Consider the following 11,479-nt stretch of genomic DNA (forward strand, 5'->3'; position numbering starts at 1 on the left):
CCTAGACGCCGTAGGGGTAGAGTTCGGGCACCCGTTCGCGCTCGGGATGCCGTTCGATGGCGTGTAGCGCCTCCGTCTCATCGATGTGGATGAAGGCGTCGTAGCGTTCTCGAAGGTCGGTCGGGACGTAGTTGCCCGACTCCAAGGCGGGCCGGTAGACGACGCCGATAGCCCGGTTGCCGCGCGGTTCCGCGAGCGCGTCATCCGCCCCGATGCGGTCGGTAAACAGCAGGCGGTCGGCGCCGTCAGCCGCGTGAAAGGCATCCTCGTAACTGCCGTCTTGGGCGTCGGGCACGCGCATCTCCCGTGGCGTCTCGCCCCACTCGTCGGCCGCGATGACGTCGCCGCGATGCGTGCCGAACCCGACGATTTCGCAGTCGGCCTCGGACTCGCGGACGAGTTGGCCGAGGTTCAGGCGGTCGCGACGCGGCATATCGGTCGCGCGGGCGTCGCCGACGTGGGTGTTGTGTGCCCAGACGATGGCCTTGCCACCGTCGTGGAAGTCCCGAAGGCGGGCGAGGGTGTCGGCCATATGTTCGTCCCGGACGTTCCAGGAGTTCTCGGAGGACGCCAGCGCCCGGTAGTAAGCCTCGGCGTTCTTGGCGACGTGGGCGTTCTGCTCGGCGGCGAACACCGATTCAGGTGCGTCACCATCGGCTTCGGTCCGCCGCCGGTCCAGCATCTCGGTCAGGACCGACACCACGTCGTCCTCGCAGTCCTCGGGCACCATCCGCATCGCCTGTGCGTACTCCTGGCCGTCCTCGCCGTAGGGTTCGAAACAGCGGTAGGCCTGTCGGGCGTGTTCGGCGGCGGCCATCGGGTCGACGTCTTCGAGATAGTCGACGACCGCTTCCATCGACTCGTGGAGGCTGTAGACGTCGAGGCCGTAGAAGCCGGCGTGTTCGGCCGGCGACGCCTCCTCGTTGTGGACGGCGAGCCACTCGAAGAACCCGACGGCCTCCCAGTTGGCCCACATCCACGTGGGCCAGCGGTCGAAGGCGTCGACAGCCTCGCGGACGGTTTCCGGACCGTCTGCCGCGTTCCTGACGAACTGATTGACCGCGAAGCAGCTGGGCCAATCGCCCTCGACGGCGACGAAATCGAAGCCGTGGTCGCGGATCAGCTCCGCCGAGATGGTCGCGCGCCAGCGATAGAACTCGGAGGTGCCGTGGGAGGCCTCGCCCAGTAGAACGACGTCGGTCTCGGCCAGTCGGTCGATAAGCGGGTCGAGGTCGTGGGGGCCATCAAGCCGCCGACCGTACTCCCGGATTTCGGCGGCCGCACGCTCGATACCGAACGGCTCGGCCCAGCCGCGACGGTCCTCGATTGGCATACGTAAACGGTTCGCACAGCATTCGGAAAGCGTTTCCGACGGCGCGGCCGCTCTCGGGCGTTGCGTCGAAAGAAAAATATGGGATACGACGGTGAGGTGCCGATTTAAGCGGAGGTCGCCTCGTCGGCGGCGTCCTCGACCTGGCTGGCGACGTCGTCGGCGGCGTCCTGGACCTGCTCGGAGACGTCCTCGACCTGCTCGGTCACGTCTTCGACCTGCTCGGAGACGCTTTCGGCCTGCTCCTCGAACTGCTCGGAGATGGTGTCGAGTTGGTCTTCGACCTGCTGCTGGAAGTCCTCGCCCTGCTCTTCGAGCTGGTCCTGAAGGTCCTGGATCTGCTCGTCGAGCCCTTCGAGGGCGTCGATGGTCTGGTCTTCGAGATCCTCGTTGGCGTCGAGAATCGCGTTGACCTGCTCGTCGAGCTGGTCGAGGAAGTCCTCGAGGAACTCCTCGACGGAATCGTTGCCGTCACGGAGGTTCTCCTCGAGCGTGTCGAGGGCGTCCGCCTGGCTCTCCTCGAGCGTGTCGAGCTGTTCGTCGATGCTGTCGCGGAGGTCACCGAAGACGTCCTGCTCGGCCGGGACGGCCGACTCGACGGCGTCGAGGTAGCTGTCGACGGTCGTCCGCAGCAGGTCGTTGCCGCGGTCGGAGACGTCGCGGGCGGGCTCGATGGTGTCGAGGAACGTGGAGTTGACCTGCTTTTGGATCTCGACGCCGCGCTCGACGGCGCTGTGGGTCTGCTCGAGGGTGCTGCGTTGCAATTCGAATACTGTTTCGACGGGGTTGGTGTTCTCGCTCATTGTATTTACAACTACGCCCCCAGCACATATAAACTTGTCTCTGAAAACCATTCAAAACCATTGAGATACATTGAGAGTCTCAGAAATGTGGACCAATGGTGGTGGATGGAGGTCACCCACCCGGTAGACAGCGCGACGCGGTGCCGGCGCTGACACGTGAATATACGAGACCGATCTCCGAAGGGATGCTGCCAGCAATTGCCGCCTGGTTTAAGCCACTTTTTGCCCGGGCCGGCCTGTGGCCGGCCCGGCAAAAACATGGGGAAAATATGCGCGACTCGTTCCTGTCGCGCTCTCCCTCCGGTCGAGCGCGGTAGTCACTCGTCGCTACGCTGGCTCGGGCCTTCGGCCCTCGCCAGCGGGAACCGCCTCAAGTGCCTTCTTCGAAGGCCCCACTCGGCGGATGCACTTCCCGGACGAAGGTGTCGTTCGTTTCAGTTTATAAGAAATGAGTCAACCACTCGATACGCACGTTCACCAAACGACTGATTCATCGAAGCAGAACGAAGTCAAAACCGCGTGAATCGTCCTATAACACCCTGTCAGTAGTACCAGTCGTACTTCTCGAAGTTCGGCTTTCGGTTCTCGTTGAACGCCTGCCGGCCCTCGCGGGCCTCGTCGGTCATGTAGCCGAGTCGCGTCGCCTCACCCGCGAAGACCTGCTGGCCGATGAGGCCGTCAGTGTCCATGTTGAAGGCGTATTTGAGCATCCGGATCGCCATCGGCGACTTCGAGAGGATCTCGTCGGCCCACTCCAGAGCGACCTCCTCCAGTTCCTCGTGAGGGACCGCCTCGTTGGCCATCCCCATATCGACGGCCTCCTCCGCGGAGTACGTCTTACCGAGGAAGAACACCTCGCGGGCCTTCTTGTGGCCGACCTGCTGGGCGAGATACGCCGACCCGAAGCCGGCGTCGAAGGAGGCCACGTCGGGGTCCGTCTGGAGGAACTTGGCGTGCTCCTCGGAGGCCAGCGTCATGTCACAGACGACGTGCAGGGAGTGGCCGCCGCCGACGGCCCACCCCGGCACGACGGCGATGACCGGCTTCGGGATGTGGCGGATCAGTCGCTGGACCTCCAGGATGTGCAGTCGGGGGGCGTCCTGCCGTTCCGCCTCGTCGCCCTCCCCGTCCTCGTACTCGTAGCCCGCCTCCCCGCGAATCCGCTGGTCGCCACCCGAACAGAACGCCCACCCGTCGTCCTTCGGCGATGGCCCGTTGCCCGTCAGGAGGACACAGCCGATATCGGTCTGCCGTTTGGCGTGGTCCAATGCGGTGTAGAGTTCGTCGACCGTCTCCGGCCGGAAGGCGTTGCGCACCTCCGGGCGGTCGAAGGCGATACGCACGGCGTTGACGTCCGTCCCGCGGTGGTAGGTGATGTCCTCGAAATCGTCGGTTATCGGCTCCCAGCGGTCGGGGTCGAAGAGGTCTGAGACCATACCGAAACCGGGAGCGCCGATAGCAAAAACCCACCCGACTGCGGCGAACCGTCAGGACAACGCCGCGAGGACGCGCTCCTGGAGCGCCGCGCGCGCCTCGTGGCTCCGCTCGCTGTCGGTGACGACTTCGATGACCTGCGTGCCGTCGCTCCCGACCGACTCCGTATACAGGTCGCGAAAGCCCTCGCGATTTCGCGTACGCGCGAAATCGATATCATAGACGTCGGCCGACCCCTCGAAATCCAGTCCGTGCGGCGTCCGGAACCACTCCTCGAAGGCGTCGTGTTCCTCGATGGGCAGCAGGCGGAAGATGCCACCCCCATCGTTGTTGATACAGACGACCGTCGCATCGACGTCACAGCGCGAGACCGCCAGCAGGCCGTTCATGTCGTGGTAGTACGCGAGGTCACCTAACACGGCTACGAGCGGGTCGTCGGTCCCAGAGCCAGCACCGAGGGCCGAAGAGGTGATGCCGTCGATGCCCGAAGCGCCGCGGTTCCCGAGCACCGTCAGGTTCGCCGCCCGCGGCCGGGCGAACCGGTCGAGGTCACGCACGGGCATCGAATTCGAGACGAAGATCGTCGTCGGGTCCGGCGCCAGTTCGATGCTGTCCGAGAGGACAGCGCCCTCCTCGGGTTCGTCCCCCTCGACCAGCTCCCAGTAGTCGGCCTCGGCTTCCGAGAACCGCTCGGCGTAGCCGCCTGCGTCACGGCGCACGGCACTGGCCAGTTCCGTCGCCAGCCTCGTTTCGTCGGCGACGACGAGGTCCGTCGCGGTGAACGTCGCCTCGCGCCAGCCACCGGCCGGGTCGACGACGAACTGCCGGGCGCCGGAATCCCGGAGGTAGTGTCGCAGCGGTTTCGACGTCGGCGAAGCCCCGAACCGGAGGACGATGTCGGGTGTCTCCTCGATGGCGCTGATGTACGAATCGTAGCCGCCGCAGATCGGCGTCTCGGTCATCCCGAGATGTGCGCCGAATCGCTGTCCCGAAAGCGGGTCGGCGAGCACCGGAAAGCCCGTTTCGCGTGCGAGGCCCAACAGTGCGTCCCGGGCCGGCGCCGGCCGGTTCGCAGGGCCACAGACGATGAGTCCCGAAGCGGCGCCCTCGATGGCGTCGGCAACCGTTCGCCGGTCGCTCTTCGAGAGCCCAGCACGGCCCTCCGTGACGTCGACGAAGGGGCCGTTACGGCCCTCGACAGCGATCGGATGCTCGTCAGCGAACCCATCGGGAACGGTCGCATCGGGAACCGCTTCCGAGAGGTCAGCCGCGCGGGCGTCCGGCTCCAGCGGCTTTCGGAGCGGGACGTTCAGATGAACCGGTCCGGGTTCGGTGCCGGTCGCTGTTCCGACGGCCCGACAGAGCGTCGTCCGCAGCGAACGGAGTTTCCGGTCGGCGGCCTCGGGTTCGGGGAGCGTTCGATAGTCGCGGACGGCATCCCCATAGAGGTCCTGCTGGTCGATGGTCTGGTTGGCGCCGCTGTCGTGCAGTTCCGGCGGCCGGTCGGCCGTCAACAGCAACATCGGCACGCGGGCCTGACCCGCCTCGACGACCGCGGGATGGAAGTTCGCCAGCGCGGTGCCGGAGGTACAGATGAGGGGAACGGGACGACCCGTTCGCTTCGCGCGCCCGAGCGCGAAGAAGGCTGCCGAGCGCTCGTCGAGTAGCGACAGCGCCTCGATATCGGGGTGTTCGGCGAAGGCGACCGTCAGCGGCGTCGAACGGCTCCCCGGTGCGAGCACGGCCGTCTCGATGCCGGCTTTCACCAGTTCGTCGGCGATGACCTCGGCCCAGAGGCTGTTGACGTTCCGGGCCATCTCACTCCAGTTCGTCCAGTATCGGCCGGTATTTGAGTTGTACCTCGTCCCACTCCCGATCGGGGTCCGAATCGGCGACGATGCCGACCCCCGCGAAGAGCGTCGCCACATCGTCCCGGGCGATCGCCGACCGGATGGCGACCGAAAAGGAGCCGTAGCCGGCCGCGTCGAACCAGCCGACGGGAGCGGCATACCAACCGCGCTCGAAGGGTTCGGTATCCCGAATCGTCCGGAGGGCCTCGTTGGGCGGCAGGCCGCCGACGGCGGGCGTCGGATGGAGCGCCTCCACCAGCGTCAGGACGTGTTCGTCGTCCGCCAGTTCGGCCGTGATCGGCGTCTCGATGTGTTGGACGGTCGCCAGCCGGCGAATCCGGCGCTGACCGGCCTGGATGGCCGCGGCGTAGGGGGCCAACTGCTCGCGGATGGCGTCGGCGACGAGTTCGTGTTCGTGGACGTTCTTGTCGTCGGCCAGCAGTTCCTCGGCGAGCCACTCGTCTTCCTCGGGGGTGTCACCGCGGCCGGTCGTCCCCGCGAGCGCGCCGGTTTCGACGGTCCGCCCACGAAGACCGACCAACTGCTCGGGCGTCGCCCCGAAGAAGCCGGCGCTCCCATCTGCAGGTTCGAAGAGAAACCGGAAACAGTCCGGATACGTCTCGCCGAGTCGGGCCACCACGTCCGGCAGCGAGAGCGGCCGTTCGAGTGTCGTCTCCAGCGCCTGTGCGAGGACGACCTTCCGGAGTTCGCCGGCCTCGATGCGGTCGGTGGCGGCGGTGACGCTTTCGCGCCACTCGGCCATCGACGTGGTCCGCTCGCGGGCACGAACGCCCGGTGGGTCGGTGTACTCGTCGTTCGTCGGAAGCGAGGTCAGTTCCGCCTCGGCGGTTTCGAGTCGGTCCTCGACGGCCTTGGGGTCGGCGTCGACCGCGTTGACCGTGAGCCACGGCCCGTCGTCGGTGTAGGTGACCTGGACCCGCGGCAGGACGAACTCCGCGCCGGGGTAGCCCGCCCACGGGTCGTCGCCGCTGTGTTCGTCGTGAAACGCGAAGCCGCCGAAGAAACGGGGTCGGGCCGCCAGCGCCCCGGCGTGAACGTCGCCGACGGCGAACAGTTCCGACGCCGACTCCCGGACCGCCCGGAAGCGGTCGGGACCGTCGGCGGTTATCGTCGCCGCGGTCCCGCTACCGACGACCGTCGCCTCGTCGGGGGCCGCCCAGAATCTCCGGGGGGCGTCGGCCGCCGAAAGCGCAGCCTTCGGCTGTGGTGCCGCGGGAAGTCGCATCGACCGACTGACAAGCCCCGCCGAGGACGGGGCGGCCTCCTCGCTCCGCAACGGTTCCATTACCACTCTCTTGGAACCCCACCGTTTTAGGTTACCCGTTCAGGGACGGGCTCGCCAGAAAGGACAGCCTAAAGCTTCGATTCGGCGTCGTCGGCCAGTTCCTGCATCCGCTTGCCGATACGACCGGCGTCCGAGAACTCGTCTTCGCTCATCACGTTCGCCAGGGCGTTTCCGAGGACGAAAACGGCGTGTTTGTGTTCGCTCTTGGATTTGTGGACGTCGTCCGGGGTCACGTCGAGGCCCTGGTAGGGTTCGAAAATCGAGTTATCGACGCTGTCCATGTCATCGAAGTGCTCCATGATCGAAACCATCTTGGCGTGCAGTTCCAAAAGCTCGTCTTTGTGCATATTCGTGGGTACTGGAAGACGGCGTTTAACGCTTTCGCGGGAACGAGGCACACACCGCCACACGAGCCGACCTCGCCAGTACGGGCGACAGCGCAGCCGCTACGGGCGCCACAAGCCGGAAAAACGGGTTAGAAGACGTACTCGTCGTCGTGGCCCATCATACCGTCTTCTTCGAGACCGGGGTCTTCGTCCTCCATCGGACCGCTCGTCTTGTAGGCGCGAAGGCCGGTCGAGAGTAACTCTTCGATTGCTTCCTCCCGGTTTACGAATTCACCCTTCTCTACGAGCTGGGCGATCTGCATCTCCAGATGCTCCGGGATAGTCAGTTGTACCTTCGGCATCGGAACGTTGCAAGCTTCGGGGATAGGGTATTTAAGGTTGACGGGGTTTTTTTGCCGCGAGCAAATTCAACCCCCGGTGACGAAAACTATCTTTTGTGAACCGTTCACTGACCTTATTTCTGGGGGATACGTTCGTTCCCGAACGATAGGCCTACCTGTTTTCGACGCAAATCGGGACCCATGAAGGACGTTACGGACCTCCATCGGGAGTTCGACGGCAAGCGCCTCCCGCCCGGCCAGCGGGAGACCAGCCGCTTTCCCGTCCTCTCGAAGGGTGAAACGCCCTCGATACCGAACGACTGGACCTTCGACGTCTGGGGCGCCGTCGACGAGGAACTCGCGCTCTCCTTCGAGGAGTTCAAAGACCTGCCGACGGAGAGCCAGAATCAGGACTTCCACTGTGTGACCGGCTGGTCACGCTTCGACTGCCGCTTTCGCGGCGTCTCCTTTCCCACTCTCGCGGAACGCGCCGGCGTGACCGACGACGCCGTCCACGTCATGTTCCATGCCCACGACGGCTACACCACCAACCTCCCCCTCGAGGACTGCATGCGCGAGGAGGTCCTCTTCACGTGGGCGCTCGACGGCGATCCGCTTCCCTCCGAACACGGCGGCCCCCTTCGGGTCGTCGTCCCCCACAAATACGCATACAAGGGCGCCAAATGGGTCTCCGGCGTCGAGTTCCTCACGGAACCCGAACGCGGCTACTGGGAGAAACGCGGCTACTCGAACACCGCGAACCCATGGGAAGAGAAGCGCTACGCCTGAAACTTTTTGCACGGCGCGGCTTCGCCGCGCCGGCAAAAACTTTCATGAAAAAGACACGGCGGCCCTCCCTCGCCTCACGGCTCACTTCGTTCGCCGTTCGGCATAACGAGACTCCTCACTTCGTTCAGAGTCTCGCAACCGGTCGGGCCTTGGTCCCGCGCTCCCTTCGGTCGCGCGGTGAACCGCTTCGGGCGGGTTCTCCGAACCCGCCCTCGCGGATGCTACTACTATTTATTGTGCAACTAGCCAACGCTCCATTCGCCCCCACGCTTTTCGTCGCGCCGGACGCCAGTTCACGTATGACGGGTGATGAACCGGACGCCGTTATCGCGGTCGTCGGGTCGTACAACCACGACATGTCGGTGACGGTGCCCGACCTTCCGGTTCCGGGCGAGACGGTGATGGGCGAAGGTTTCGTGCAGAACGCCGGCGGGAAAGGGTCGAATCAGGCCATCGCGGCCGCACGGGACGACGGCGAGGTCGCTTTTATAGGAGCGGTCGGTGACGATCGATTCGGCGAATCCGCACGGGAGTTGTGGGCCGAGGAGGACATCGACGACTCGGGCGTGCTGTCCGTCGACGCTCCGACCGGTGCGGCGCTCATCCACATCGAGGAGAGCGGCGAGAACGCCATCGCAGTCGCACCGGGTGCGAACCACGAACTCGACGGCGCCTCGGTCCGCGAGAAGCGAGCGGCAATCGAGGGCGCAGACGTGCTGGTCACCCAACTCGAAACACCCATCGAGTCCGTTCAGGCCGCCGCCACGGTCGGCGAGGCAGCCGGTACGGAGGTCGTCCTCGACCCCGCGCCTGCGCAGGAACTGCCCGACGAACTCGTAGCCGCCGTCGACGTGGCGACGCCGAACGAAAGCGAGGTTCGGGTGCTGGCCGGCCACGCCCCGGACGCCGATATCGAGGAGGAAGAGGCCGCCAGAACCGTGCTGGACCGCGGTCCCGAGGCCGTCGTCGTGACACTCGGTGCCGACGGCGCGCTCGTGGTGACCGACGACCAGACGGTCGCGGTTCCGCCCATCGAAACCGAGGTAGTCGACACGACGGGCGCCGGCGACGCGTTCAACGGCGCCTTCGCGGTCGCTCGCGGCGATGGTACCGACCTCATCGCGGCCGCCGAGCGAGGGGTGGCCGCGGGCGCGGCCGCCTGCGCGGAACGCGGCGCCGTCCCGTCGCTTCCCTCACGTTCGACTATCGACTCGTATCTCGACGATTAAAAGAGGAAGGACGGTCTATTTCAACAGCGAGATCATCTCACAGGAGATGACCGTCTCGTCGCGCTGGTTGACGATCTCGACGGCGTTCTTGACGGTGCCGTTGCCGGGGCCGTCTTCCTTCTCGCGTGTCTCGACGACCTCCGTTTCGACGTGGATGGTGTCGCCGATGAGGACCGGCTGGCGGAACCGGAGGTTGTCCATGCCGTAGAAGGCGACGACGGCCTCCCGTTCTTCAGGCGTGCGGTTCTGCCACAGCAGGCCAGTCGCCGCCGAGAGGACGAGCATGCCGTGGGCGATGCGCTCGCCGAACGGCGAGTCGCTCATCCGCTCTTCGTCGGTGTGCAGGTGGTTGAAGTCCCCGGAGACGCCCGCGAAGTTCATCACGTCCGCCTCGGAGATGGTTCGGCCCTGCGTTCGGTCGGTGTCGCCTTCCTCGATCTCGTGGAAGACGCTGGGTTCGTCGGTGTTGGTGTCGCTCATTGGTCTCTGAATAGTCGGTAACTGGTGCCGCCGGTAGCGACGACCTTCTCCTCGCCATCGTGGACGGTGGTCACTTCGCTTTCGGTAAAGCCCATCGAGCCGCCCGCGCGGATGACTTCGGCCTCGACACGCAGGTCGTTGCGGGCCGGCCGGACGTAGCGGACGTTGAGGTCCGTCGTCGTCAGCATCGCCTCGTCCGGATGCTCGAAGGTCGACCGGAGCGCGAAGCCGGAAGCGGTGTCGATGACGGTGGCGGTGACGCCGCCGTGGACCGTCCCCGAGGCGATGTTGGCGAACTTGTCGTCGAAGGGCAACTCGAAGACGACGTGGCCGGGTTCGACGATCTCGACGTCGAGATTCAGCCATTTGAACAGGCCGTGCTCGCGGAGCTCCCGGTCCAGCACGTCGTTTCCGCCGTCGGCGGCACCTTCACTCATCGTGGCTCACTCCCCTTCGAACTCGGGTTCGCGGTCCTCCATGAACGCGGCGGCGCCTTCCATCATGTCGTCGGTCGACAGCAGGAGGCCGAAGGCCTGCGATTCGAGTTCGAGGCCGGCGTCGATGTCCTGGTCGCGGCCCTTGTTCATGACCATCTTCGCCTTCCGCAGGGCGATGGGCGCGCCGTAGACGAGGTCGTCGAGGAACTCCTCGACGGTGTCGTCGAACTCCTCGGCGGGGACGGCGCGGTTGATAAGGCCCCACTCCTCGGCGGTTTCGGCGTCGATGCGGTTGCCCCGGAAGACGAGTTCCTTGGCGCGGGCCTCGGAGATCATGCGGATGGCGCGCTGGGTGCCGCCGCCGCCCGGCAGGAGGCCGAGGTTGATCTCGGGGAAGCCGAACTCCGAGTCCTCGGTGGCGATACGGAGGTCGCAGGCCAGCGCGAGTTCGTGGCCGCCGCCGAGACAGAAGCCGTCGATCTTCGCGAGGGTGGGTCGCGGGAAGTCGTTGACCGTCTGGAAGACGGGCGTGACCTCGACCTCGTGGGGGTCGATACCGGAGAAGCCGGTGATGTCCGCGCCGGCGGAGAACGCGCGGTCGCCCGCGCCCTCGAAGGTGACCGCCCGGACCTCGTCGAGGTCGGCGGTGTCGAGGACGTGGACGATCTCGTCCATCATGTCCTGGTTCAGCGCGTTCATGCGGGCCTGTCGGTCGAGTTCGACCTCGAGCAGGCCGTCGTCGTTCAGGTCGACGTTGATGGTCGTGTAATCGCGTTCGCTGTCCTCGCCGTACTCGTAGAAGCCGGCACCGGCATCCTCGCCGGTCCTGCCGTCGGCGACGAGTTCTTCGAGGTAGTCGGCGGGTTCGTAGCGGTCGGCGCCCGTCTCCTCGTAGAGGGTCTCGAGTTTGTCCAGCACCTCGTCGAGGCCGATCTTGTCGGCGCGGCGGCAGGGGCCTTCGGGGAAGCCGGCACCGAGACGGAGGCCGGTGTCGATGGCGTCGGGCGTCGCGACGTCGTTGCCGATGAGTTTGGCGGCCTCGTTGATGATGCGAGCCTCGATGCGGAGCCAATCGAAGTCCTCGGAGACGTCGTCGGGACCGTAGTCGGCGCCGTCGCCGTCCTCGTAGTCGTAGTAGCCCTTGCCGGTCTTCT

General features: G+C 65.7%; 12 protein-coding genes. 2 read left to right on the plus strand and 10 right to left on the minus strand.

Annotated elements, in window-relative coordinates; translation table 11 throughout:
• Position 1: 1 nt before the first annotated feature.
• From V5A53_RS01090 to V5A53_RS01120, 7 genes are all read right to left on the minus strand, one after another.
• Positions 2-1,333 (minus strand): erythromycin esterase family protein, encoded by a 1,332-nt coding sequence (locus tag V5A53_RS01090; RefSeq protein ID WP_332311709.1) that lies wholly within the window; start codon positions 1,331-1,333, stop codon positions 2-4.
• 104 nt (positions 1,334-1,437) lie between these two features.
• Complete coding sequence (locus V5A53_RS01095; protein WP_332311710.1) at positions 1,438-2,133, minus strand: hypothetical protein; 696 nt, start codon at positions 2,131-2,133, stop codon at positions 1,438-1,440.
• A 542-nt stretch (positions 2,134-2,675) separates the two neighbouring features.
• Positions 2,676-3,569: a 1,4-dihydroxy-2-naphthoyl-CoA synthase gene (locus tag V5A53_RS01100; RefSeq protein WP_332311711.1), complete on the minus strand. Its 894-nt coding sequence runs from the start codon at positions 3,567-3,569 to the stop codon at positions 2,676-2,678.
• A gap of 51 nt (positions 3,570-3,620) precedes the next feature.
• Positions 3,621-5,384 (minus strand): 2-succinyl-5-enolpyruvyl-6-hydroxy-3-cyclohexene-1-carboxylic-acid synthase, encoded by a 1,764-nt coding sequence (gene menD, locus V5A53_RS01105; RefSeq protein WP_332311712.1) that lies wholly within the window; start codon positions 5,382-5,384, stop codon positions 3,621-3,623.
• Position 5,385: 1 nt separating this feature from the next.
• Entirely contained in the window at positions 5,386-6,723 is a 1,338-nt protein-coding gene (locus tag V5A53_RS01110) for an isochorismate synthase (protein WP_332311713.1), read from the minus strand.
• A 68-nt stretch (positions 6,724-6,791) separates the two neighbouring features.
• Entirely contained in the window at positions 6,792-7,070 is a 279-nt protein-coding gene (locus V5A53_RS01115; RefSeq protein WP_332311714.1) for a UPF0058 family protein, read from the minus strand.
• A gap of 128 nt (positions 7,071-7,198) precedes the next feature.
• Entirely contained in the window at positions 7,199-7,411 is a 213-nt protein-coding gene (locus V5A53_RS01120; protein WP_332311715.1) for a ribbon-helix-helix domain-containing protein, read from the minus strand.
• 180 nt (positions 7,412-7,591) lie between these two features.
• On the opposite strand from V5A53_RS01120, the gene V5A53_RS01125 reads away from it, so the two are divergent.
• Entirely contained in the window at positions 7,592-8,179 is a 588-nt protein-coding gene (locus V5A53_RS01125) for a sulfite oxidase-like oxidoreductase (RefSeq protein ID WP_332311716.1), read from the plus strand.
• A gap of 299 nt (positions 8,180-8,478) precedes the next feature.
• A complete protein-coding gene (locus V5A53_RS01130) occupies positions 8,479-9,408 on the plus strand; it encodes a ribokinase (RefSeq protein ID WP_332311717.1) in 930 nt (309 codons plus the stop codon).
• A gap of 15 nt (positions 9,409-9,423) precedes the next feature.
• Here V5A53_RS01130 and V5A53_RS01135 read toward each other — a convergent pair whose 3' ends face one another.
• The 3 genes from V5A53_RS01135 to V5A53_RS01145 form a co-directional block, all read right to left on the minus strand.
• Positions 9,424-9,888, minus strand: coding sequence for a MaoC family dehydratase (locus V5A53_RS01135; protein ID WP_332311718.1), 465 nt, complete (start codon positions 9,886-9,888; stop codon positions 9,424-9,426).
• On the minus strand, positions 9,885-10,325 hold the full coding sequence (locus V5A53_RS01140; RefSeq protein ID WP_332311719.1) for a PaaI family thioesterase: 441 nt from the start codon (positions 10,323-10,325) through the stop codon (positions 9,885-9,887). Before V5A53_RS01140 ends, V5A53_RS01135 begins: the two co-directional genes overlap by 4 nt.
• A gap of 6 nt (positions 10,326-10,331) precedes the next feature.
• A partial coding sequence (locus V5A53_RS01145; protein WP_332311720.1) for an enoyl-CoA hydratase-related protein occupies positions 10,332-11,479 on the minus strand: 1,148 nt, incomplete at its 5' end.

The sequence above is a fragment of the Natronomonas sp. genome (genome assembly GCF_036625485.1).
GTDB lineage: Archaea > Halobacteriota > Halobacteria > Halobacteriales > Haloarculaceae > Natronomonas.